19 protein-coding genes are annotated in these 23,576 nt (G+C 51.6%); 9 read left to right on the forward strand and 10 right to left on the reverse strand.

Annotated features, from left to right (window positions below):
- The first annotated feature begins 103 nt into the window (after positions 1-103).
- A complete protein-coding gene (locus GWA01_RS04360) occupies positions 104-1,465 on the forward strand; it encodes a carbohydrate porin (protein ID WP_146795522.1) in 1,362 nt (453 codons plus the stop codon).
- A 42-nt stretch (positions 1,466-1,507) separates the two neighbouring features.
- On the opposite strand, the gene GWA01_RS04365 is transcribed toward GWA01_RS04360, so the two are convergent.
- The 3 genes from GWA01_RS04365 to GWA01_RS04375 form a co-directional block, all read right to left on the reverse strand.
- Positions 1,508-2,797 carry an MFS transporter gene (locus GWA01_RS04365; RefSeq protein ID WP_146794375.1) on the reverse strand — a complete coding sequence of 430 codons (1,290 nt, stop codon included), beginning with the start codon at positions 2,795-2,797 and terminating at the stop codon, positions 1,508-1,510.
- Positions 2,798-2,868: 71 nt separating this feature from the next.
- Positions 2,869-4,563, reverse strand: coding sequence for an alpha-keto acid decarboxylase family protein (locus GWA01_RS04370; RefSeq protein ID WP_146794377.1), 1,695 nt, complete (start codon positions 4,561-4,563; stop codon positions 2,869-2,871).
- Between the two features lie 21 nt (positions 4,564-4,584).
- On the reverse strand, positions 4,585-6,459 hold the full coding sequence (locus tag GWA01_RS04375) for a hypothetical protein (protein WP_146794379.1): 1,875 nt from the start codon (positions 6,457-6,459) through the stop codon (positions 4,585-4,587).
- 438 nt (positions 6,460-6,897) lie between these two features.
- On the opposite strand from GWA01_RS04375, the gene GWA01_RS04380 reads away from it, so the two are divergent.
- Entirely contained in the window at positions 6,898-7,905 is a 1,008-nt protein-coding gene (locus GWA01_RS04380; protein WP_146794381.1) for a glycosyltransferase family 2 protein, read from the forward strand.
- A 35-nt stretch (positions 7,906-7,940) separates the two neighbouring features.
- On the opposite strand, the gene GWA01_RS04385 is transcribed toward GWA01_RS04380, so the two are convergent.
- The 5 genes from GWA01_RS04385 to sodC form a co-directional block, all read right to left on the reverse strand.
- On the reverse strand, positions 7,941-8,702 hold the full coding sequence (locus GWA01_RS04385; protein ID WP_146794383.1) for an ABC transporter permease: 762 nt from the start codon (positions 8,700-8,702) through the stop codon (positions 7,941-7,943).
- On the reverse strand, positions 8,699-9,676 hold the full coding sequence (locus tag GWA01_RS04390) for an ABC transporter ATP-binding protein (protein ID WP_228118341.1): 978 nt from the start codon (positions 9,674-9,676) through the stop codon (positions 8,699-8,701). Before GWA01_RS04390 ends, GWA01_RS04385 begins: the two co-directional genes overlap by 4 nt.
- A 100-nt stretch (positions 9,677-9,776) precedes the next feature.
- Complete coding sequence (locus GWA01_RS04395) at positions 9,777-11,045, reverse strand: MFS transporter (protein WP_146794385.1); 1,269 nt, start codon at positions 11,043-11,045, stop codon at positions 9,777-9,779.
- A gap of 73 nt (positions 11,046-11,118) precedes the next feature.
- A complete protein-coding gene (locus GWA01_RS04400; protein ID WP_146794387.1) occupies positions 11,119-11,298 on the reverse strand; it encodes a hypothetical protein in 180 nt (59 codons plus the stop codon).
- A 178-nt stretch (positions 11,299-11,476) separates the two neighbouring features.
- Complete coding sequence (gene sodC, locus GWA01_RS04405) at positions 11,477-12,007, reverse strand: superoxide dismutase[Cu-Zn] (protein WP_146794390.1); 531 nt, start codon at positions 12,005-12,007, stop codon at positions 11,477-11,479.
- Between the two features lie 250 nt (positions 12,008-12,257).
- On the opposite strand from sodC, the gene GWA01_RS04410 reads away from it, so the two are divergent.
- The 3 genes from GWA01_RS04410 to GWA01_RS04420 all read left to right on the forward strand — a co-directional run bounded on the left by GWA01_RS04410 (position 12,258) and on the right by GWA01_RS04420 (position 15,845).
- Positions 12,258-13,076, forward strand: a complete 819-nt coding sequence (locus GWA01_RS04410; protein ID WP_146794392.1) for an alpha/beta fold hydrolase — start codon at positions 12,258-12,260, stop codon at positions 13,074-13,076.
- 118 nt (positions 13,077-13,194) lie between these two features.
- Positions 13,195-14,112 carry a LysR family transcriptional regulator gene (locus GWA01_RS04415; protein WP_146794394.1) on the forward strand — a complete coding sequence of 306 codons (918 nt, stop codon included), beginning with the start codon at positions 13,195-13,197 and terminating at the stop codon, positions 14,110-14,112.
- Between the two features lie 146 nt (positions 14,113-14,258).
- A complete protein-coding gene (locus GWA01_RS04420; RefSeq protein ID WP_146794396.1) occupies positions 14,259-15,845 on the forward strand; it encodes a cation:proton antiporter in 1,587 nt (528 codons plus the stop codon).
- Between the two features lie 10 nt (positions 15,846-15,855).
- Here the strand turns inward: GWA01_RS04420 and GWA01_RS04425 are convergent, their stop codons facing one another.
- Positions 15,856-17,166 (reverse strand): Nramp family divalent metal transporter, encoded by a 1,311-nt coding sequence (locus GWA01_RS04425; RefSeq protein ID WP_229315991.1) that lies wholly within the window; start codon positions 17,164-17,166, stop codon positions 15,856-15,858.
- A gap of 219 nt (positions 17,167-17,385) precedes the next feature.
- Between GWA01_RS04425 and GWA01_RS04430 the strand changes: the two genes are divergently transcribed.
- Positions 17,386-18,738, forward strand: a complete 1,353-nt coding sequence (locus tag GWA01_RS04430; RefSeq protein WP_146794398.1) for an inorganic phosphate transporter — start codon at positions 17,386-17,388, stop codon at positions 18,736-18,738.
- A gap of 86 nt (positions 18,739-18,824) precedes the next feature.
- On the opposite strand, the gene GWA01_RS04435 is transcribed toward GWA01_RS04430, so the two are convergent.
- Positions 18,825-19,706, reverse strand: a complete 882-nt coding sequence (locus tag GWA01_RS04435) for an NAD(P)-dependent oxidoreductase (RefSeq protein WP_146794400.1) — start codon at positions 19,704-19,706, stop codon at positions 18,825-18,827.
- Between the two features lie 139 nt (positions 19,707-19,845).
- Between GWA01_RS04435 and GWA01_RS04440 the strand changes: the two genes are divergently transcribed.
- The 3 genes from GWA01_RS04440 to pgm all read left to right on the forward strand — a co-directional run bounded on the left by GWA01_RS04440 (position 19,846) and on the right by pgm (position 23,397).
- The gene (locus GWA01_RS04440) at positions 19,846-20,634 is read left to right on the forward strand and encodes an AraC family transcriptional regulator (RefSeq protein WP_228118353.1); all 789 of its coding nucleotides are present in this window, start codon (positions 19,846-19,848) and stop codon (positions 20,632-20,634) included.
- Positions 20,635-20,682: 48 nt separating this feature from the next.
- Complete coding sequence (locus GWA01_RS04445) at positions 20,683-21,588, forward strand: NAD(P)/FAD-dependent oxidoreductase (RefSeq protein WP_146794402.1); 906 nt, start codon at positions 20,683-20,685, stop codon at positions 21,586-21,588.
- A 162-nt stretch (positions 21,589-21,750) separates the two neighbouring features.
- Positions 21,751-23,397, forward strand: a complete 1,647-nt coding sequence (gene pgm, locus GWA01_RS04450) for a phosphoglucomutase (alpha-D-glucose-1,6-bisphosphate-dependent) (protein ID WP_146794404.1) — start codon at positions 21,751-21,753, stop codon at positions 23,395-23,397.
- Positions 23,398-23,576 lie beyond the last annotated feature (179 nt).

A 23,576-nucleotide genomic window follows, 5' to 3' on the forward strand; every position in this document is an offset into this window, starting at 1 on the left:
GGGTCTTAAATTGCCTACCCGAACAATATCCCGCCCGACATGGATACTGGGCGCCATCTGCGTGGCATTTGCTGTCTATGGGTTGCCCGCAAGAGCGCAGGTTATGGACAAGGATATTGGATCGGCTCCGAGTGTGCTTGTGGCGACACCCATCGCCTCGAATTCTTCGACACAGACAAGCGTTCCGGATTTTTCTCATCCGGAAGCTATTATCTCCAACCCACTGTCAAAATGGCTGCGGGCAAGGGGTTTTAATTTTCTTGTTGATAATACCAACGAATTTGCAGGTGCAATCACTCCCCCCACGCGCGGCTCAACGCCAGGGTTCATCAATTACAAGCAGGGTGCGAGCAACGCAGGACAATATGCGATGCAGCTTGATATTGATTGGGAAAAGGTTGCGGGAGTTCGTGGATTTGCAACCCATATGATCACTGTCGGTCGATACGGAACGACTGCCAATCGTATGTTTGGTGACTGGCTGAACCATGCCTCGGAAGATTACGGTGGTGGTGGAAATGTCGTGGTGCATTTGGTGTATATGTATGGCGAAGAGACGCTGTATGGTGGGCGTCTTGCGATTGCTGCTGGACGCATGTCTGAAATTTCCGATTTTGCTGCCAGCCCACTGTTTTGTAATTTTCAGAATGGAAGCTTCTGCGGTCGACCTAAAGGCATTACCGATACAAACTTCGACGCCGGTTACCCAGCGGCAACGTGGGGGTTTCGCGTTCGAGGACGCCCCGTGAATTCAGTCTATGTTCAGACGGGCGTTTATCCGATCGAAAACGGCATCTATCAGGTGTATCAGCATCGCACGGGATTTAAGTTCAACGGCGCCAACATCATAGGGTATGCTGCACCGCTCGAAACTGCCTGGGAGCCGGTTTTCAGAAAGGGAACGCTGCCAGGGCATTATAAATTTGGGGCCCAGGTGTTTAGTACGCCTCAGAATGATAATTTTTATGATCTGTATGGTGGATCATATGCGCTGACACGACTGACGCCGAAAAAGCATAGTGCCTCATGGTCCACATGGATGATGCTTGATCAACGGCTTTTGCACTATCGGGACAAGAATTCCGGCCTGACTGCTCTTGCTGGCGCCATTTACAATGACCCTCATACAGCACTTCGGAAATATCTGATTTATGGTGCGCTGATCAATCGAGGTCTGTTTCCTTCTCGCCCCTATGACACTATGGGCTTCGCATTCACGTACACGAAGATTGCGAAGGGTGTGACGATGATGGAGCAGGACAGTCTGTTGACTGGCGGCGCTCTTCCCAATCATGCCACGGGTGTTCAGCGTAACACTATGGTAATGGAAGCAAACTATGCGATCCGGGTTATTCCGGGCGTGATTTTTACGCCTTTATTTGAGTACTACATTCATCCTAATGCACAGAATAATCTCAGGAATGCAGCACTTCTTGGATTTAAAAGCCATATTCAATTCATGTGATCCCTACCTTGTGGGCATTCCACAAGGTAGGGAATTTGCGTGTTATTTCGCCTGACGCGTTTTCCAGCCGGTTTCACGCAGCATGAATGAGATACCGATAGCAATCACGATGCCGATAACCAACGGTATGAATGCGCGATGGAACTGCGCCATCGTGGTGGCTCCGCTACCCATCAGTGCCGAGACGAGGGGCGACATGATGCCTGTCGTTCCAAAAACGAGGAAGTTCATGACGCCTGCTGCTGTCCCTTTGACCTCCGGCGGATTAACTTCCTTCATCGATGAGAAGGGGAGCATCGCCGCACCGGAAGCAATCCCCATGACGAGCGCCACAGAGTAACGAGGCAATACACCAACCGGCACGAACAGGGCGCATAGTGCTGCAGACAGCAGAACAAGTGCTCCTCCGATCAGGACTGGTTTGCGGCGGCCTATCTTGTCGGAGATCCATCCCAGAAGCGGGCATCCGATCACCCAGCCGATAGGGACCATCGATACGTCCGAAGCGGCGAAAGCCATTGTTGTGTGTTCACCTTGGCTCAGCATGAGAGCGCCCCAGCCCAGTGCGCCAATTGTGGTGGGGACGAACAGGAGGCCACCGATCAGGCCCGCGAACCAGCTTTGGGGATTGCTGAAGATGATCTTGAAAGGTTTGATGAGGTTGGCCATCGATACGTGACCATGATGATGGTCGCTATCACCACTGTCGCGAGGCATCACAAACCACACGGCAACGGCCAGAACGATACCGATGACACCAAAGCCCATCCAGACGGTCTGCCACGGAAGGTGGAACGAGCCATGCGGATCAATCAGAATACGTGTGGGTTTTGAGCCAAAAGCCGCTCCAGCCATACCAAGGCACTGCGTCAGCCCAACAAAAAGGGCGAGCGTGCGAGCAGGCAGATAGCGTGCTGCGACATAGGACGCCCCAACGAAAGCGCAGATCGCGCCTATTCCCTGAATGACATATCCACCCAGACCTGCAGCAACACTGCCCTGACTGAAAATGAGGCATCCAGCGCCAGTTATGGCTATGAACACGGGCATCACGGCATGCGCGCCATAGCGGTCCAGCAAGACGCCAACAGCCAGCGCCATCAGGGCGTAGACAATGTAATAGGACGCAATCATCAGACCTAGATGGCTGTTGCCCCAGGCCTGGGTTAGTTCATCCTGCATGATGCCGGGAGCAGAGCGGATGGCATATTGGTAGAAATAAAAGAGCGCGCACAGCAACCAGGAAAGGACATACAGCGGTTGAAGGGTTTGCGGTTGTGGCGAGGATATATTTTGCGGCTTTGGTGCGGGCTGCGTATTCGTTTCAGACATGGAATACTCCAATAATCAGACCAAAACTCAAAGGGCATGTCGGATATTTCCGGCATGCCCTCTGGGTTCCCTTACTTTGCAGGTGGTCTTGCGTTGGCCATTGCAACGTGGCGGCCCCAGGAAATCAGCTCTCCTGTGCAGTCATCTCTTGGAATTACGCACTCGATTAGCGTTGGGCCATCATGGTTGGCCAAGGCAGTTTTGATCGCAGCACTCAGTTCATCCGGGGTTGTTGCGCGCAGGCCTTTACCGTGTCCGTCTTCGGCATTAAACGCCTCGATAAGGGCTGCGTAGTTCCAGTTTTTGATATTGTTATATGGGCCGTCATGGATCTCGACTTCGATCGTGTAGCCCGCGTTATTGATCAGAAAGATGATGACCGGCAGCTTGCGGCGCGTCATCTGAGCGACTTCCTGAGCGGTGAGCTGGAATGATCCATCACCGACCATAAGGATATGGCGGCGCTCCGGTGTACCTACGGCGTAGCCAAACATCGATGGCACGGACCAGCCGATGTGACCCCACTGCATTTCATACTCGACGCGCGCGCCACGAGGCAGATTCAGGCGCAGTACGTTGAACCAGGAATCTCCGGTTTCACCAAAAATGGTGGTCTCTGGGGTGACCAGGCCCTGAACAGCTTTCTGGATATCTGCGCGTGCGAGCTTCGTGGTGCCTGATGTGCTGCCAGCTTCGTCAAGCTGTTTGGTCGCGATGCGATGGAACTGAACCATCGTTGCGTCTTTTTTGGGTTTGCCCTTGAAATGTTCTGCAACGCCGTCGATCAGATCGCGCAGATGGATGCTGTCGAAGCTTTGACCATCAAGTTTCGTGACTTCCTTATCTGCATTAACGACGCTGGCGCCCTTGGGCCATGCAGTCCACCCTTCGGTGGAGTAGTCGTTAAAGACACATCCCAGAGCCAGCGTACTGTCAGCCCAGTTAAAAATTTCGTTTACGTGAGCCGTGCTGGCGCTGCCCCAGTAAGTGCCGACATAGGAAGGATGATCTTCAGGAAAGAAGCTCTTTGCGGCCGCCATGGTGCCAACGGCACATCCAAGCGCATCCGCAAGCCTGACAATTGCCTGTTCTGCACCGGCGGCGCGGACCTTGCTGCCCACGAGAATGATAGGCTTCTCATGCTTTTCAACGAAAGTACTGACAGCTTTTATAGCGGCCTGAAGCGCCGCATGATTGCTCGGTGGTACATCAATAACCGCACTGATCGGTCCTGGAGCAGCGCAGGGCATGCCAGAAACATTGCATGCAATTTCGATATAGGCCGGTTTTTTTTCACGCAATGCCGTGCGGATGGCGCGATCGATTTTCTCAGGCGCATCGTCGGGTGAAATGATGGAAACAGCCGCACATGTCAGCTTTTCAGCAATCTGAAGCTGATAGGAATAATCTGGTGTACCAATGGTGTGGTGAAGGATGTGACCACTGCCGTGATCATTGGAGTTTGGTGCGCCTGATATCAGAATAACTGGCAGGTTTTCGGCATAAGCCCCACCGATCCCGTTCAAAGCAGAAATTGCGCCCACACTGAATGTAACCACAGCAGCAGCAGCTCCGTTGGCGCGCGCATACCCCTCAGCTGAAAATCCACAATTCAGCTCATTGCAGCAATAAACCTGCTCACAGTTTTTATTGGTCAATAGTTGGTCGAGCAGGACGAGGTTATAGTCACCAGCGACAGCAAAATGATGCTTGAGGCCAATCTGGGCCAAGCGTTCTGCAAGATAGGTTCCAACGGTATAAGACATAATTTTCTCCTTATCGAATTTTTATTGCTGGAAGGGGAAGTATCTGAAAGTCACGTAGACAGTGTGTCCAAATGTTGTTGGATCAACTGCGTGTCCAGCGCCATCATTACCTTTAAAGGCAAACTTTCGGATGTATGTGTATTGAAGGCCACCCATCAGGCTACCGTAATGGCCCTCAAGGAAATGCCACCATCCACCTGCGGTGAATGAGGCAAGTGTGCGCGTTTGCGCATCACACGTACCGAACTCGACCGAGCATCCCGCGAGGTTCGTGTCCGTGACGCCATAGCCATACTGGTGGCCGTCTGCGCCGATGTAACGACTGCGGCCTGCAGCCTCTACACCCCCATAAGTATAAAGCAGCACAGATGAGGCAGGATGGCCGATCAGGCCAAGCGACCCCATCATCTCAGGGACAGGAGAGAGGCTGCCCTGTCCATTGAGCGTTGTATCGGGGATAAGTGAGGGGCCGTAGCGACCTACACCCTGACCAGCCAGAACATTGCCCGTCAATTGCAGAGCCCGTGTGCCGAGTGGCATGGTCATGCCAGCGCCTACGCCACCGCCGAAACTCGTGCTTTTATGGGTCTGTGTTGCGCCAGGAGCTTCAACAAGAGCGCGGAACCAGCGTGCTAATCCGAAGACTTCATAATGCCCGAAAGAAGTGTCTACAGCACCTTTGAGGACAATATCCGGGGCAGGGTTGTATGTGTAGGATGAGTTTGGATTAAGAAGTACCCCGCCGGAGTTGGCGTAAAATGATCGGGCCCCGGCGGTTTGCCCGTAGGCCGCGGGCAGATAGTCACCTGAGGCGAAAGGCTTTGAAAACGCAAATGTGGCTTGTGGGTCTTCAATTGAAAGCGCCAGCCAGTATTTCTGGGACCAGTCCTTGCCTATGCGGATCTGTGGGACGCGCGTGAAAGTTATTCCGGGGATCTGGTTGTTGTCCGTGACCGCAGGCAGTTGCTCCTGACGGGGAATGACGCCTTTGGCGTAGTTGGTGGTGAGGCTCCAAGCTTGGCCCATCAATACATGAAGCCCCCATTTTTTCTGAGTGAATGTGAAATACCCTTGCCGGAGGCGCGGTGTGTAGCCGCTGATCTGGACGCTGTTGGTCGTAGCCGCAGAGCCACCAAAATCAGCTTCGATATAGGACTGAAGTCTGACCGAAGGCGTTGGATTTGCCTCCAGTAACGTGGAAAATCGCGTCAACTGAGCGGAAAGACGCTCCTCAGGCAGGCCATGATTGGGGCTGTTGGCATAGGGAAAATTATTCCATGCTGTGGCTGGGCCGCTTGTCAGGTTTGAACTGCGCCATATGTTTGACATGTCGACAAATCCGCCCAACCGAACGGAAATATTGCCGATGCGGAAAATGGGAGGAAGCTGATCGACCGCGGTCTGTGTGATTGCAAGAGGACTGGAAGAACTGAGATCGATTGCCGTCCGATGCGGTTCATCGCGCACGTGCCCCGTCCACTGAAGAAAAGGTGCTTCCGCAGTTCTAGTGTCCTGTCGAGATGCACCTGAAGAAAACTGGGCAGGTGAATCAGGCCTTGCCAGAAGGGGAAGTATATCCGGTGTCAGTCTGCGAGGCGTCTTTACAGTAATTGTTGAGGCTTTTGCCACAGCCGGCTCTACAGAGGCAGTTTGTGGATTGTGGGCTGGGAGTGCCGCTTGACGTCGAAGTGGAGTATTTTTTCTATGTCGCCGCTCTATGGCTTCAACCTGCGCTTCGAGCCTGCGCATCTCCGCCTTGATTGCGAAAAGTTCCTGTTCATCCGTGGTTTGAGCACGAGCATTTCCAGGGATTGCCAGATAAAAGACAGTCCAAAAGAGAACGCCTCCTGCCACAGGAAGACATCCTTTCGACCGGTATATATACCTGCGTGCCATCTCTACCTTTTCGCAAGAAAAATCATCAGTCACACTGAGAATTTCTATTTTGATTTTAGGAATTCTTCATTGATCAAGATCAATAATAAGAAATATAATTTAATTACATTATTTTAATAAATTTGATTGAAATTATTATGAAATACAAAAAATGGAAACATTATATTTCAAATGCCTCTTCCCTTTTTATTGGAAGAATAATGTTTTTTGTTACATTGGAATCTATGGCTGTTACCGAATAAGAAAAATATTCCGATATGTTTCTTATTAACTTGATATAAAATATTTATACACACAAATAATTCAAAATTGAATGTATTTTTCTTTTGTAAGGAAATAATTCAGTGAGAATTCCTATTTAGAAATATATAATTGCATTATTTTTCACTAGGTTTCGTAATTTTTAATATTAATATTTAAAACTTTTTGGAAAATAAAATGAAATCAGCCCCTTCCGTCTGTGTAGTCGTCCCCTACTATAATGGATCAAAATGGATAAAGCGTGCGATTGAAAGCATTTATAGGCAAACAATCGCAGCCAATGAAGTAATAGTAGTAAATGATGGCTCAAAAAATGAAGAAAGGGACATGCTTGATCTCATTGCCAAGGAGTATCCATTTACTATCATTGACAAGAAGAATGGGGGACAGGGTTCGGCGCGCAATGCGGGTGTATCGCATTCGACGTCCGAGTTTATCTGTTTCCTTGATCAGGATGATTTTTATCTCGACGACCATATCTATAACCTGGTTATGGCAATACCAAAGAAGGATCTGCGTCTTGGATTTGTTTACGGAGATGCAGTCGAAGCGGATGGTTTCGGGAATATAGTTCGCTCTAGTATGATTACAGAGCACGCATCCCATCCAAAACGAAATATCACAGATTTGTTAAAAAATGATATGTTCGTTCTGCCATCGGCTTCAATTATATCACGTAAAGCATATGACGATGTAGGGGGCTTTGACGAGCAATTCAATGGATATGAAGACGACGACTTGTTTATGAGGATTTTTCGAAAAGGTTATACAAATTATTTCATAAATAAATCTGTTTATGTGTGGTGTATACACTCAGATAGTACTTCATATTCTATCAGAATGCTAAGAAGTAGATTTCTCTATTTTAAAAAACTTGCTGGGCTTTTCCCAGACGATCGCGAGAGGTCGAGATTTTATTTCAGGGATTGTTTAATGCCCAGGTTTGGGCGTTTCTTCATTGTAGATGCCGTAAAATCACGTATAAATAAAAATAACAAAGATGAACTTATCGAAATACTTAGGAAATATGTGAAATTAGTAATAGAAAATCGTTCAGTATCTTATATTTATAAGTTGAAATTGAGAGTATTATTTTTATTGATTGAAAAATTTCCAATTCCTCCTTTTTTCTTTATTAGAATGATGCTCAAAATGCCATTTGTTCGAAGAATCATAGCGGTCTGACAGGGCCTTTCAGAAGGACCCTGCCACTTGTGTGATTAGCGCTTCAGTCGATATCCTGTTCGGAATATCCAGAAAATAATCGCCATGCATAGCCCCATAAAGAGTGTTGTCATGGCGAGGCTGGTCTTTACGGCTATTTCTGATTCACCATAAAAGCTCCAGCGAAAGCCACTGATGAGATAAACGACCGGATTGAAGAGTGTGATGTGTTGCCAGAACGGCGGCAACATTCTGATGGAGTAAAAGCTCCCACCCAGAAAGGTCAGGGGGGTGATAATCAACATTGGAACGAGATTGAGTTTCTCGAAGCTGTTTGCCCAGACGCCCACGATAAATCCGAACAGGCTGAATGTCACAGCGGTTAGTACCAGAAACGCCACCATCCAGAACGGGTGCATGATGCTGAACGGTACAAAGCATCTAGCCGTTATAAGGATAATGCTTCCCAGAAAAACGGCCTTTGTGGCCGCAGCACCGACATAGGCCAGTACTGTTTCAAAAGCTGAAATCGGGGCCGAAAGGACTTCATAGATTGTACCCAGAAACTTGGGAAAATAGATACCGAACGAAGCATTGGTGATGCTCTGCGTTAGAAGCGAGAGCATGATCAGCCCAGGCACGATAAACGCTCCATAGCTGACGCCGTTGACGGGGCCCATATGTGAGCCCATTGCCGCACCGAACACGATAAAATAGAGCGCTGTCGAAATGACGGGCGAGACAACACTCTGAAGGAGAGTCCGCCATGTACGGTTCATTTCTGACTTATAGATCGCACGGATCGCGAAAAAATTCATGATGAGCTCCGTACCAAGTTCACAAAGATGTCTTCGAGAGAGCTCTGTTTTGTCTGCAGCCCCCGCACTTCGACCCCGATTGAATCCAGCTCACGAATGAGTGTTGGAATGCCGGTGCCGTCTGCCTGAGAGTCGTAAGTGTATGTCAGTTCTGTCCCATCGTCGGAGAGGGTCAGGTCCCATGCTGAAAGCTCGGCTGGCAAGATTGAAAGGGGGTGTTGAATTTTCAATAATAACTGCGTTTTCCCAAGCTTTTGCATGAGCTTGGATTTGTCTTCCACCAAAATAATACGGCCGTTATTGATAACGCCGATCCTGTCGGCCATTTCTTCGGCTTCTTCGATGTAGTGCGTAGTCAGAATGATTGTAACGCCTGTCGATTGCAGTTTCCTGACCATGCGCCACATATCGCGCCGCAATTCGACGTCCACACCAGCTGTTGGTTCGTCAAGGAAAAGAATGCGAGGTTGATGCGAGAGTGCTTTTGCAATCATCACACGGCGCTTCATACCGCCTGACAGCGTGATGAGCTTGTTGTCACGTTTTTCCCAAAGCGACAGGTCCCTAAGGAGTTGTTCGATGTATACGGGATCGGGTGATTTTCCGAATAGGCCGCGGCTGAAGCAGGTGGTGTTCCAGACGGTTTCGAAGGAATCGATGTTCAGTTCCTGGGGAACAAGGCCGATCTGCTTTCGAGCCATCCGGTAGTCACGGATCGTGTCGTATCCATTGGCAGAAACACTGCCGCTTGATGCTGTCACGATGCCGCAGATGATGCTGATCAGTGTGGTTTTTCCGGCACCGTTTGGGCCGAGTAGCGCAAAGATCTCACCGGGGGCGACATCAAGGTCTATGCCTGCAAGGGCCTCGAAGCCTGATGCATATTTTTTTCTGATATCTCTGATGGCAATGGCAGGCACGGCCGCCATTTCCTGTTGTGCGCCCGTAGGCGACGCAGAAAGGGTGTCGTTCATTGATCTCACAGAAATACTCCGCCGTGCGTTATGCGCGACATGGAGTGTCCACTATCTCACAGTGACGGCTATCCGTCATGAGGATATGCGGGCAGGGCAGTCAGTTCTTCAGATCTGTAGTTTGAGGCGCTTTCATTGCCATGAGAACGACAGACAGAGCTGCCCCGCATGCGCCAAGAATGAGGAAGATGCTTCTGAAGCCGCCCATGCTGTCATGCAGGTGTCCTCCAAGCCACGGGCCCAGCGCGGCCGCAGTGGAAAGGAGGCACATTGTTGCATAAAGCTCGAGGTTGTGGCGCTTTCCGAAGTATTCCAGAAGGAGCATGGCACTGGCCACGTATATTATGCCGATACCAAGCCCCAGAGATAGAATGAAGATAGCCAGTGTCCCGATGTTCTGCGGCAGGGCTAGCGAAAAGGCGGCCATGCTCATTGCGACTGTTGCCACCAATGCTAGAATTCTGGCGCCCAGTTTCCCAGCCATTGCGCCTGCCGTGGCGGATCCGATTGCACCAAGAAAGGCTATTGCGGACATCATTTCCGCAGCATGAGTTGCTGACAATCCATGCTCTGTAAGGTGTTGCACCGCAAAGCTGTGCATGGTCGTGTTAATGGCGAGACAGCCGGTATATGACGCTACAATTGCCCAGAACGCAGGCTGAAGCAGTGCGGCGCGGGTTGGCCATCCGGGAATACGGAGGCTTTCGTCTTTTGATCCATTCAGACGCGCAACGCCGTGAACTGTGGCTGCTGCGAACAGTCCGCAAAGCCCCGTAATAGTTGCACAGAGCCACCAGAACGGGCGCCATCCGCTGAAGAGATGCTGATTGCCCAGGAATAAGAGTGGTCCGGCAATTGCACCCAGCCCACCTCCCGTAAAGTAAATTGCTATCAGTTTGTCTGATCGCTCTGAAATACGGGCCAGAACATATGTCCCTGAGACTGTTCCGCCCATCGTAAAGCCGACGCCAAGAAGAAAAGCTCCGGCATCATATCCGATACTGTTCTCGGCGAGTGCGAAACATGCAAAGCCGCCTGCCAGAATAATGGCTGAAAATGCGAGTGTTGCCGCAATTCCGAGTTGTCGGATCGACCACGCGGGCATGGGACTTGTCAGGCCGCAGGCAAGGCCGAGCAGCATGAAGCCAAAGCCTGCATCATTCCAGCTGAGATGAAGGGCAGTGACCATGGACGGCAGGACCACGCCCAGAACATTGAACGTATTGGCCATGAGAAAAAAATAAAGCAGCGTCAGGCTGGTCAGGATTAAATTTTGGCGGAGCAGGGTGGGATAATGTGGGTTTGCAAAAATGTCTGAAGGTTCTTGTGGGTGTGTGCCGATATCATCGGTATGGATGGTTACGGGCACCGGTAGAACTCCTGGATCCAAGGACTGGGGTAGGCTAAGGAATTTTTGAGGTTACGGGAAGCTGCTCGTGAAATCAGGATTTTCCGAACGTGTACATGAATACCAAAGACGATACCAAGGCCGCTACAAGCCAGAAATAATTCAGGTGGATACTGCCGCTGGCATCCATTGTTGTTGTGATGCTGGCAGCGAGAAGGAATACAGTCATCAGGAATGCTGATGCGCCCATCATGACTATACGGTTTCTTGACATTATATTTCCTGCGCAATTTATTATAAATCATTGAAACGCAATGATCATGCGCTAATATCTCTGAAAAATTACGAAGTGCGCAAGGGTGGATCTTTGAGGCGGGGCTATGGAGCCCGAATGCATTGTAATATTTGCATTCGGGTTTATTCATTAGAGTTGTGAAAACGCTCTTTGGCGATTAATGGAGTATGGCGCAGGCGACCCGATCTCCGGAGCCACCAATTGGCTGGGTACGGTAGTCATCTGGCTTGGTATGAATAACGACTGCGGCGCCATCTGCATCCAGAAGGGGTGGGCGGCCGCCCTTTGGGTTCAACGATACGAGTGTGGAGTACAGCTCGACGGTCGCTTTTCCATTTTCACCAACATAAATATTGGGGAGATCGCCTGCGTCATTTGCTCCAGCGTTCATAAGACCATGCAAGACGGGCTTTACAGTGTGAACGTGTGCTCCAGCGTCCGTAAATTTAGGTACGCCACAATTTCCTTTTTCATGAAAATGAATGCCGTGCCAGCCTGGAGTTAGTCCCTGTGCCTCAATGCGCAGTAAAACTCCGCCCGGTGCATCTGTAACCTGTACTGTACCGCGCGTGGAACCATCCGTTCCGATGAGGTTGCCGTTTGCGATGTCTGCGGCGATGGCAATAGCTGGAAGCGCCATGACGCCGAATGCGAGAGCGGCAGTTAATTTGAATTTTGAAAAGATCATCAGAGCCATCTTTCTGTGTCACGGTCGAAGGAGCAGTACGAGTTTATCTTACGTGAGCTGCGGTTGCTGACCAGATCAGAGATTCGTGAAGATAGCGTTATGGTGTTCTGAGATAGTGATTGATAAAAAAATGAAACTATAATTTTCTATAGTTTCCATATATTTCATTTATCGGCGGTTCTAGGTTTTGTCTCAAGGCGGGGCGTCTTAAAGGGGCTACCGGCTAAAAAGTCCAACGAAAGAACCTATCATGACCACATTCACAACTTCTGACGGCGTTGATATCTATTATAAAGACTGGGGTATCGGTAAGCCAGTCCTGTTCAGTCATGGATGGCCATTGAGTGCGGATATGTGGGATGCGCAGATGCTGTTTTTCGCGCAGAATGGGTACCGCGTCATTGCGTTTGATCGTCGTGGCTTTGGGCGCTCCGACCAACCTTGGGACGGCTACAACTATGATCGCTTTGCAGATGATATCGCCGAACTGATCGAAAAGCTCGATCTGCATGAGGTCACTTTGGTAGGCTTCTCAATGGGGGGTGGAGATGTTTCGCGTTATATCGCACGACATGGCAACGACCGAGTGGCGAAGTTGGCTTTGCTTGGCGCGGTAACGCCGATTTTCAGAAAAACAGAAGATCACCCGATCGGCCCGGATGATGCGGTATTCGAGGGCATCCGCAACGCTCTTGTTCAGGATCGCCCTCAGTTTTTCAAGGATTTCTGGCCCGCTTTTTACGGCATCAATCATGGTGCAAAAGTGTCTGACGGCGTTCTGAATCAGACACTGCAGATCGCGCTTCAGGCATCTCTGAAAGCCACCATCGACTGCGTTACCGCTTTTTCCGAAACGGATTTCCGTCCGGATATGGGCAAGATCAATGTTCCGACTTTGATCATTCATGGTGACGATGATCAGGTTGTTCCCTTCGAAGCGACAGGGGCTCTGGCTGCCAAGATGATTTCAAATGCGACCCTGAAAATTTATCCGGGTGCACCGCACGGATTTATCGTGACGCATCAGGAAGAACTGTTTCAGGATCTTCATGCTTTTCTGAAGGCATAACTGCCCCAAAACTGTTCCCCTCTCTCAGGTTTCTGTGGGGAGGGGGCACGTTGGACATTGCGGAGTAAAAACGGCATTTCTTGGGTTTTCGTATCCGTTATTCTGAGTGGGAAGTAACATGGACCGTCTTCAGGCCATGAATGTGTTTGCAAAGGTTATTCAAGCGGGTTCGTTCTCGAAAGCTGCAAAGCTGCTGAATGTAGGGCAGCCCGCGATTTCAAAGACGGTTGCGCAGCTGGAGCAGTATCTTGGAGTGTCACTGCTTACGCGTTCTACTCATGGCCTGAATCCTACCGACGCTGGTCAGCGTTATTACGAGCGGGTTGCCAGGGTTCTGGAAGATACGGAAGAAGCTGAAAGCCAGGCGCGTGGGATTGGTCGGGGGCTGGAGGGAAGATTACGAGTTGCGGCCCCTACCACCTTTGGGCGTATTCAGATTATTCCAAGACTGGGGGCTTTTCTTGAAAACAACCCCAGGCTGGATATCGACATTCAGCTTGATGACCGGCGGATTGACCTTGTGTCTGAGGGTATTGATATTTGCCTGCGGGTAGGAGCATTGACGGACAGCTCAGTCATCGCCCGCAAACTGGCGACCGGCCGAAGATCCATCATTGCGACCCCGCGATATCTTGAAAAAGCCCCAGCACTTCGGGCGCCAGAAGATTTTGCACATCATACAGGTATATTTTACTCGCAAAGTAGCAGCGCGAGGTTTGCTTTGAGGCGTGGTGAGGAGGCAGAAACAATAATGCTAAAATCGCGTCTATGTTTGAGTGCTGCCGAAGGTATACGCTCAGCAGTTCTTGCTGATCTGGGGCTAACGGTTGCGGCTGACTGGATGTTCGGACCGGAACTTGATGATGGCAGGGCGGTACGTTGCCTTCCTGAATGGGAACTGGAGCCTGTTGATCTCTGGGCTTTATTCCCCGGAGGCAAGATGACCACGGCGAAAGCACGCGCATTTGCCGAGTTTACTGCGGATATCATGAAAAATTATGTCATGCCGCGTTCATCTGTTCTGGCGTGTAGGTAGTGCATCTGTCCAGAGCGCAGTAATTCTGCACTAATATCCAAGCGCTTTCTGTTGGGCAGTTTTTTATGCCCGAACTGATCGCATTTTCATTTTAAACGTTAAGGCAGGAGTGGGAGAATGCTCCCTCACTGTCGGTGGTAGGGTGCATGACCAACGTAGGCCAGTTCGAGTTCATACTTCTCCTGATCGTGCTGATTATTGGCCTGGAGCTGGGGGCCCGGAAGCTTCGGCTTCCTCCTGCAGCTGCGCTGGTTCTGGGCGGTATTGCAATTGCGCTGCTTCCTGGCGTGCCGGTTATCGGGATTGATCCTGATCTGGTTCTGATCATTTTCCTTCCTCCGCTTCTTCTGACTGGAGCCTACTTCTCCGTCTGGAAGGCATTTCGCGCAAATCTTGCGGGTATATTGCAACTCGCTGTGGGTGGTGTGCTCTTCACGACACTTGCTGTTGCAGTAACAACGCACTGGTTTTTGCCAGCGATGCCATGGGCAATCTGCTTCGCATTGGGGGCTATTGTTGCACCGCCGGATGCCGTAGCTGCAAAGGCAGTTCTCAAGCGCGTTCAATTGCCGGAGAGGATCACAACCCTGCTCGAGGGCGAAAGCCTGCTTAATGACGCTTCAAGCCTTGTGCTTTATCGTTTTGCAGCCGCTGCGGCGCTAACAGGTACATTCAGTCTTTTTCAGGCGACAGTTGCTTTCGGCGTGCTGGCTTTTGGAGGACTGGCGCTTGGTGCCGTTATTGGGTGGGCATGGATTGCAATCCTGCGCAAGGTTCGTGATCGTGTTCTGAGCATTACGCTTACCCTCCTGCTTCCCTGGGCTGCATATATTGGCGGCGAGCGGCTGGGTGTGTCGGGTGTTATCACGACTGTAGTGGCCGGGCTTATGCTGGGATGGCGCCAGCATGAGGTTTTCACCGCAGACGAGCGTCTTCGCAGCACGGCTGTGTGGGAAGTTCTGGTGTTCGTGCTGGAATCATTGGTGTTCGTGTTGATTGGTGCATCGCTGAATGAGATCCTGCAGCGTCATGGAGGAACTGCGTGGATCAATGGCGCTGTCCTCAGGCCTGTAGGTGGCATTATTCTTGCTGTTCTTGTTTCCCGGTTTATATGGATTTTCTGTGCGGAGGGCGTTGCTGTTCTCTGGGCGCCACGTGCCCACAGACCTTCGTTGGGATCATTTTTCAGCTTTGTGAGTGTCATGGGGTGGTGTGGCATGCGAGGGGTTGTCAGTCTCGCAATCGTCCTTGCGATACCGGAGGAAATGCCACAGCGCGACATTCTGCAGATCGCCACATTCGCTATTATTCTTGTGACGGTGCTCGGCCAGGGGACAACCCTTGGTGCTGTTATCCGGTTGAGTGGCATTGGGCGTCAGAGCGAGGAGCAGGATCCTCATCTTTCGATTGCGATGGCCAGAGCCCTTATCGCGCGTGTCCAGCAGAAGGCGATAGAGAAAGTCGCCTATTCAGAGGATGGACGGCTGATTCATGGACGTCTTCTCGAGCAATACACGTATCGCGCTGATGTGGCAGATCGCTTCAGTCGTGAGCAGAAGACGCTTAAGAATGACAGAAATGCCCATTATCAGGCTCTTCTAACGACGATTGCAGCCGGAAGGACCGAACTCCTGCGCCTTCACCGTGAGGGGCTGGTTCATGACACAGTGCTGCATCAGCTTGAACATGACCTCGACCTTCAGCAGATGATGGCTGAGGGTGCGCTGGCCTGATGCGGGTGCTTCAAAATGCCGAAATAAGGGTGGCGCAGACAACAACGGCCATGACTGCTGTGGCTAACCAGCCGAAAAAGCGCAGCACACCTTTGATTGCAAAATTCCCCATGATGTCAGCGCGCGCAGACAGCAGCATCATGACGACCATGACCGGCACGGCTGTAATACCGTTGATGACAGCGCTCCAGTAAAGGGCACGGATTGGATTGATCGGGGTGAAGTTCATGATCATTCCGATCAGGGTCGAAATCACAAGTACAGCATAAAATGCCTGTGCTTCTTTGGGGCGTCGGTCGAGACCCATAGGCCAGCGTCTCATTTCTCCCACCGCATAAGCGGCAGACCCGGTGAGAACTGGCACGGCCAACAAGCCCGTACCGATGATCCCCACTGTAAAAACGATCTCCGCAAACCGGCCCGCAAAAGGCCTTAATGCTTCTGCGGCCTGCGCAGATGTCTCGATATTCTTGAGGCCATGGACGTGCAGCGTCGAGGCCGTGGTTACGATAATGGCGAGTGCCACCAGATTGGAAAAACCCATACCCACGAATGTATCAATATTGATGCGATGAAAGGCACGCTTTCCCTGTGTCGGGGCATTCAGGAGATTTTTGCGCGTCGGATGTGCATGAAGATCTTCAACTTCTTCCGAGGCCTGCCAGAAAAACAGATATGGGCTGATTGTCGTTCCGAAGATGGCGACGATCGCGAGGAAGCTGTCATGGTTCCAATGCCATCCAGGCCATACAAGGTGCCTGAGAAGATCTGACCAGTCTATCGGAACGATGGCAAATACGCCGAAATAAGTGAGAAGGGCGAGGGTCAACCATTTCAGAACCGCGACGTAGCGCGTGTAGACGAGGAAAAGCTGCATCGAGATGCATGTCGCAGCCATCAGGACGACATAGAGGTAGCGCGGCGCGGGAGCCAGAAGGGTCAATGCATCCGCCATGGCACCAAGGTCGGCCCCGAGATTGATGATGTTGGCCACAAGTAAGGTCAGGACAATGAATGTCAGAAGCCATGATGGATAGTAGCGCTGCAGAACTCCCGCGATACCATGCCCTGTCGTGCGGCCGATACGCCCGCTGATGATCTGGATTGCAACCATTAATGGATACGAAAACAGCATCGTCCAGCTGAGCGCATAGCCATATTGGGCGCCTATTTGCGAATAGGTGGCGATCCCACTCGGGTCATCGTCAGATGCGCCTGTGATCAGGCCCGGCCCAAGAACACGCAAAAGATAAGGCCGACTTGTTCCAACGACCGGGCTTGGGTCTTCCGGGTCGATGTCCTTGGGCGGCGGTGCATTCACGGACAGGCATTCCACAGTGGGAGGCATTGAGTATCTATCGCTGTATCACACTCTTATCTGACGCAGGAATACACCCGAAAATTGTGTCGTTTTAGTTAAAACTTGCCGCTAACGGCAGGTTGTCATGAACATTTTATGAAATAGGGACAAGTTCTCTTTGGTCGGCATTCCAAAGCAGCTAGGGGAGAGGTCACCCTTCTCTATGAGGTAGCATCAGGTATGCTTGACTTCGCCCCTTCGTCGCTCTGGTCGATCGTGGCACTTGGAATGTGTTTTTTACTCGTCTGTGTCTTCGAGTTTGCAAACGGATTTCATGATACGGCAAATGCCGTAGCAACGGTTATTTATACGAATTCCCTTAAGCCCAGAGTGGCTGTCATCTGGTCTGGCCTGATGAATCTTACCGGCGTTCTAGCTGGCGGCATTGCCGTTGCTTATGCGCTGGTGGAACTGCTGCCTCCTGACGTCCTTTCGCCACCAAACGGCAACCCTGCCGTTCCGATGCTGGTTTCCCTTTTCGGGACCGCGCTGGCCTGGAACCTCTTTACGTGGTGGTTCGGCATTCCCAACTCTTCCTCGCACTGCGTTATTGGTGCGCTGGTCGGTATCGCGATCGGAGATTCCTTTCTCCATGCACGTGATCTGGGTCACAGCGTTGACTGGGAGCAGATCTGGAAAGTCCTGCGCGCGCTCGCGATCTCCCCGCTTCTGGGCTTTGTTGGTGCGCTGATCCTTTATCTGCTCATTCGTGCGTTCGTTCGGATGCCGGCTCTTTACGAAGCACCGGAGCCACATCACCGTCCAAACCCGATTGTTCGTGGCCTTCTGATCACGACCTGCACATTGGTCAGCTTTTCTCACGGCAACAACGATGGCCAGAAGAGCATTGGCCTGATCATGCTGACGATCATAGGCCTCATGCCTGCGACGTTCGCGCTGAATCCTGCCGCCCCGACCCAGTTTTCTGAACTGCGGATGGAAGTGCAGGCAGCACGACCACTGGTTGCAACGTATGATCGCTATTCGTTCAAGAGTGACGCGCTCGCAGCGATCAACGAACTTGAAAAAGCCGAAGATACGCATCTGGCTCCGGCTGAGCTTCGCGGCGCCATTTATCAGGTTCTCTCAGGCCTGCGCTCTGTTGCAAGCAACCCTGCGGCATCACAGCAGGAACACAAGCAGGCATCAGCTCTTGCGGCCAAGCTTCGTCCGAGTGTTGAATATGCGCCCATCTGGGTTCGTGTGCTCAGCGCACTTTGCTTGGGCATCGGCACAATGATCGGTTATCGACGGATCGTGCAGACGCTGGGCGAGGGGATTGGTAAAACGCACCTGACCCCCGCGCAGGGTGCGGCATCCGAAGTCGTGGGAGCAGGGCTCATCATGACAGCGGGTTATACGGGTCTGCCAGTTTCTACCACGCATATCATTACATCGGGTGTCGCGGGGACCATGGTTGCCTCCGGTTCAGGCATTAACATGCAGACATTGGCCAAGATCGGCCTAGCCTGGCTGTTTACGCTGCCTGTTACCATCACGGTCGCAGCAGCAATGTTCTATTTTCTGGCGTAATTTCCAGCTGCTGATGCGGGGCCTTTACGGCCTGCATCAGCAGCGTATGAGGATCTTTTTAACAGAAAGCCCTTTTATGCTTTCCGTTATCTGAGGCCTGCGTCCTGCCGAACGCGCTCAAGCAGAACCACAAAGTCCCGCTCTGAATCTCCCGCGGCCATCGCCGCAAGGAAGCGATCCCTCGCTATGGAAGCGTATGGCAGCGGAACTTGATAGGTGTGCCCTGCATCCAGAAACATTTCTGTGTCCTTGAGGCCAAGCGTTACCGGTGCGCCAGGCGTGTCGTAGGTGCCTTCTACCATCAGCTTGCCATAGTTTTTATGAACGGGGGCATTATAGAAACTGCCCGTCATGATCTCGAACATTGTGCTGGGTAATGTGCCTGCTTTTTCGTTAAGGGCGAAGACTTCTGCCATCTGTTCGATTGTGGACATGATCATGAAGTTCAGGGAGAGTTTGGCCAGATTGGCCTGAACTGGATCATTTCCCGCGACGAAAATCTTGGGACCAAAAGCTGTCACGACAGATTTAAGACGACTCAAAGTCTCGTCTTGTCCACCAAGAATGACAAAAAGTTCCCCCGCAATCGCAGCCGGCGGGCGACCGAGTACGTTGGCGCTGGCGTAGGATTGCCCCCGCTTGGCATGCCCATCGCGCAGTCGTTTTGCCTGATCAAGAGAAATAGTGCTGCAACAGGCGTGTATGGCACCCGCAGGGAGAGACTGTGCAATACCTTCGGGGCCAAATACCGCGAATTCGGTGGTGGCGTCATCGAAGAGCATGGAAAAAACAACATCAGCTCCTGCCGCAACTTGCGCCGGCGTTTGCGCGAAAACGGCACCCCTTGCAACGAGATCATCAGCTTTCGCTGGTGTGCGGTTATGAACGGTGAGTTCATGTCCAGCATCAAGTAGCCGTTCGGCCATCGCGTGGCCCATGGCGCCCAGACCAACAAACCCAATTTTCATGATGATACAACTCCTGACGGATACATCTGAATCCATAACGCATGGATTGCTTGAGTGAATGACTGGGCGAGCATAAGATATCTCCTGTTTGGCGTGCCTACGTGAATCGGTCATAATTCGACTCATGGACGCCATAACGATGATGACTCCGCTCTGCCTCGACGATCACTCGAAAGAGCATCCTTGGCTTGTGGGCGGACGAGCGGCGCAGCAATCAAGGCGGATTACTGGCAAACACAGCCATGCTCGAGGGCAGATCCTCGGTGTGATCTCGGGCGTAATGGCGGTGCGTACCGATCGCGAATATCTGTTGGTTGGGCCTGATCAGGTGCTCTGGCTGCCTCCAAGGGTGGTACACACGGCACATTCCCACGGCGCCGTCTCGACGTGGAGCCTTTATGTCGATGAAAAATACGCACAGCCGTTACCGTCTGGCCCGGTGATTTTCAAAGCCACGCCACTACTGAAAGAGCTTGCCGTGAGGATCGTCCGCGATACCAATGAGCGAAACTGGACAACGACGCTTTCACGCATTGCCGACACATTCTGGGAAGAGTTTCTTTCTCTCCCATCTCTAGCCCTTTCCTTGCCTCGCCCTTTATCTCCAGGCCTTATCCGGGTGACCGCCACGTTGGAGGAAGATCCTGCTGATAGCCGGATGCAGGAGGAATGGGCGTCTCTTGCGGGAATGTCTGTCCGGACTTTCGTACGCCACTTTGCAAGCGAGACAGGGCTGAATTTTTCCGTATGGCGTCAGCGTTTAAGAATGGTGCATGCGCAGGAGCAGCTCGCCCGTGGGTTGGGTGTGACCAGCGTAGCGCTTAATGTGGGTTACGAGAGCATGGGGGCCTTTGCCAGCACATTTCGCAGGTTTACTGGTCATAGCCCCAGCGAATATGCGCGATTGTGTCAGGCACACAAGGATTGATGCTGTGCCAAGAGCTGGAACCTGTTTTGGAGCCTGAAAGCGTTTTTTATGAAGTCATTCGATGCAGTTATCGTGGGAGCAGGCTTTGCCGGCATGTCTGCGGCACTTCAGATTGCGCGTGCGAACCATACAGTCTGCGTAATTGATGCGGGCCTTTCCAGAAGCCGCTTTTCATCTCGTCTGCACGGTATTTTCGGGTTCGATGGGGATACTCCGCACGGTGTCATAGGCCGAGCTCGGGCACAGCTTCTCGAATACCCTAACGTCACTTTCATGGATGATTCCGTGGTGAATACAGAAGGGCGTGATGGCAATTTCTCAACCATACTCAAAACAGGGCAGGTTGTGCATTCACGTAAGATGATATTGGCATTTGGAGTGTCGGATGTTTTGCCCAATCTTCCCGGACTATATGAACGTTGGGGTAAAAGTGTTTTGCACTATTCACATCAGCAAGGATGTGAGTTTTATGATCGGCGGTTGGGTGTCCTTCAGACATCGCCATCATCTGTGCAAAAAGCCCTGATCGTTGCTGAATGGGGGCAGGTCACCCTTTTCCTGAATGGTGGTGTCGCACCCAGCCCGGATTGTCTGGATATTCTGGCTCAGCGCGGCGTCAAGGTTGATCCCTCAATGATTGGAAAACTGGAAGGCAGGGGGACGGAGTTGTCGACTATTGTTTTCATGAATGAGCGCGAAGTGGAACTGGATGCGCTTTACGTATCGCCTCAAACGAAACTGAACAGCACTGCCGCGGAAATGCTCGGTTGCGAAATTGAGGACGGCCTGTGTGGGCCTATTGTGAAAGTTGATGAATTCCATCTGACGAGTGTCGCGGGCGTGTACGCAGTTGGGGATATCACGGGCACTTCCCGTAATGCCACGGACGCTTGTGCAGAAGGTATTCGGGCAGGGGGGTCATTGCATCGTGCCCTTCTCTGCGGCTTACACTAAATGGAATATTTAATTTTTAATATTTGGTAATTTTTTGCGGTCAAAGGTGAAGTATTCAGGGTACCTCTCTGGACATTCGCGCGTACAAAGGTTTTTCTGAGCCAAAGCATCAGTGATGCGTTACAGCCGTTAGTCAACGGAACTGCAAGGAATTTTAAAGCGATGGCCAATTTAAGCCCTCTGGCAGGCAAAACGCTTGACCGCTCGCAATTAACAGATATTCCGGCGTTGATTGCTGCGTATTATGACCGCAAGCCAGACGTTTCGATCGCAGCCCAGCGCGTATCGTTTGGGACGTCAGGGCATCGCGGATCATCGCTTCATACCAGTTTCAACGAAGGTCATATCCTTGCGATCTGTGAAGCGATCTGCCGCCATCGCAAGGCAGAAGGGATAGACGGACCTCTGTTCATCGGGATCGACACTCACGCCCTCTCAGGCCCGGCACAACGTTCTGCGCTGGAGGTTTTTGCGGCTCATGGCGTTGCTGTGCGGATAGATCGCAATGACGGCTATACGCCGACCCCAGTCATCTCCCATGCTATTCTGAGCTATAACAAAGGCCGCACAACAGGCCTCGCGGATGGCGTGGTCATAACGCCATCCCACAACCCTCCTGCGGATGGCGGCTTCAAGTACAACCCACCCAATGGCGGCCCTGCGGATACAGCAGTTACCAAAGCTGTCCAGGATATGGCCAACGGTTTTCTGGCAGATGGCCTTAAGGATGTGAAACGGCTGCCCTACGATGACGCACGTAAGGCCACATGCGTTGAGGGCTACGATTTCGTAACCCCGTATGTAGAAGATCTGGGCTCCGTGATCGACATGGAAGCGATCCGCGAAGCTGGTGTCAAAATTGGAATTGACCCGCTTGGTGGTGCTGCCGTGGGTTACTGGCAGCCGATTATTGATCGCTACGGCTTGAACGCCACCATCGTGAGCGATGTTGTTGATCCCACTTTCTCTTTCATGACCGCCGACTGGGATGGGCAAATCCGCATGGACTGCTCTTCGCCATACGCTATGGCGCGTTTAATCGATATGGGAAGCCGCTTTAATGTGGCGTTTGCCAACGATACGGATGCAGACCGTCATGGTATTGTGGCTATGCCAGACGGGCTGATGAACCCAAATCATTATTTGGCTGTCGCCGTCGCATACCTGTTTCAGAACCGGCCGGAATGGAAGTCAGATCTTGGGGTTGGTAAAACGCTGGTCAGCAGTGGGCTGATTGACCGCGTTGCGAAAGATATGGGCCGCGAACTCGTGGAAGTTCCTGTGGGGCTGAAGTGGTTTGTTCCGGGCCTTATTGACGGGTCTTTAGGCTTTGGGGGAGAAGAAAGTGCCGGCGCAACCTTTCTTCGACGTGATGGCACAGTCTGGACGACTGATAAAGACGGTCTGATTCTGGGGCTACTTGCAGCTGAAATTACTGCAAAAACCGGGAAGAACCCAAGCGAGCATTATCATGAAATTACGGCCCGTCTTGGCACACCGTATTACGCCCGGATAGATGCCGCCGCGAGCCCTGAGCAGAAAGCAAAACTCAGCAAACTGGCACCTGAACAGTTTCCGCTGGAAGTGCTGGCTGGAGACCAAATCATCAGTAAACTTACGCGCGCGCCTGGCAATGACGCACCAATCGGTGGCCTGAAAGTTGTCACCGCTAATGGCTGGTTTGCTGCGCGTCCGTCCGGCACAGAGGATGTTTACAAGATCTATGCTGAGAGTTTCAAAAGTCCTGAGCATTTGAAGGCGATACAGGCAGAAGCGCAGGAAGCAATATCGAAAGTTTTTGCTTCCTGATCTTATGATTTTCAGGATGAAGTCAAAATCCATGACTTTATCCTGAATTTCAGGCGCTCTGATAAACTTGGAAGGACTAAAGAGCCGCAGATATGATTTGTCGACATCGGCGGTCAGTACGGTGGATACCCACTCCCGCGCGTCACCATGACACCAGCGGTTGAAGTGCTGATGGGACT

The sequence above is a fragment of the Gluconobacter wancherniae NBRC 103581 genome, assembly GCF_007988885.1.
GTDB lineage: Bacteria > Pseudomonadota > Alphaproteobacteria > Acetobacterales > Acetobacteraceae > Gluconobacter > Gluconobacter wancherniae.

What these genes read in the sequence shown, in the direction of transcription:
- GWA01_RS04360 (WP_146795522.1), top strand. Translation starts at nt 104, where the DNA reads ATGGACAAGGATATTGGATCGGCTCCGAGTGTGCTTGTGGCGACACCC.
- GWA01_RS04365 (WP_146794375.1), bottom strand. Translation starts at nt 2,797, where the DNA reads ATGTCTGAAACGAATACGCAGCCCGCACCAAAGCCGCAAAATATATCC.
- GWA01_RS04370 (WP_146794377.1), bottom strand. Translation starts at nt 4,563, where the DNA reads ATGTCTTATACCGTTGGAACCTATCTTGCAGAACGCTTGGCCCAGATT.
- GWA01_RS04375 (WP_146794379.1), bottom strand. Translation starts at nt 6,459, where the DNA reads ATGGCACGCAGGTATATATACCGGTCGAAAGGATGTCTTCCTGTGGCA.
- GWA01_RS04380 (WP_146794381.1), top strand. Translation starts at nt 6,898, where the DNA reads ATGAAATCAGCCCCTTCCGTCTGTGTAGTCGTCCCCTACTATAATGGA.
- GWA01_RS04385 (WP_146794383.1), bottom strand. Translation starts at nt 8,702, where the DNA reads ATGAATTTTTTCGCGATCCGTGCGATCTATAAGTCAGAAATGAACCGT.
- GWA01_RS04390 (WP_228118341.1), bottom strand. Translation starts at nt 9,676, where the DNA reads ATGAACGACACCCTTTCTGCGTCGCCTACGGGCGCACAACAGGAAATG.
- GWA01_RS04400 (WP_146794387.1), bottom strand. Translation starts at nt 11,298, where the DNA reads ATGTCAAGAAACCGTATAGTCATGATGGGCGCATCAGCATTCCTGATG.
- sodC (WP_146794390.1), bottom strand. Translation starts at nt 12,007, where the DNA reads ATGATCTTTTCAAAATTCAAATTAACTGCCGCTCTCGCATTCGGCGTC.
- GWA01_RS04410 (WP_146794392.1), top strand. Translation starts at nt 12,258, where the DNA reads ATGACCACATTCACAACTTCTGACGGCGTTGATATCTATTATAAAGAC.
- GWA01_RS04415 (WP_146794394.1), top strand. Translation starts at nt 13,195, where the DNA reads ATGGACCGTCTTCAGGCCATGAATGTGTTTGCAAAGGTTATTCAAGCG.
- GWA01_RS04420 (WP_146794396.1), top strand. Translation starts at nt 14,259, where the DNA reads ATGACCAACGTAGGCCAGTTCGAGTTCATACTTCTCCTGATCGTGCTG.
- GWA01_RS04430 (WP_146794398.1), top strand. Translation starts at nt 17,386, where the DNA reads ATGCTTGACTTCGCCCCTTCGTCGCTCTGGTCGATCGTGGCACTTGGA.
- GWA01_RS04435 (WP_146794400.1), bottom strand. Translation starts at nt 19,706, where the DNA reads ATGAAAATTGGGTTTGTTGGTCTGGGCGCCATGGGCCACGCGATGGCC.
- GWA01_RS04440 (WP_228118353.1), top strand. Translation starts at nt 19,846, where the DNA reads ATGATGACTCCGCTCTGCCTCGACGATCACTCGAAAGAGCATCCTTGG.
- GWA01_RS04445 (WP_146794402.1), top strand. Translation starts at nt 20,683, where the DNA reads ATGAAGTCATTCGATGCAGTTATCGTGGGAGCAGGCTTTGCCGGCATG.
- pgm (WP_146794404.1), top strand. Translation starts at nt 21,751, where the DNA reads ATGGCCAATTTAAGCCCTCTGGCAGGCAAAACGCTTGACCGCTCGCAA.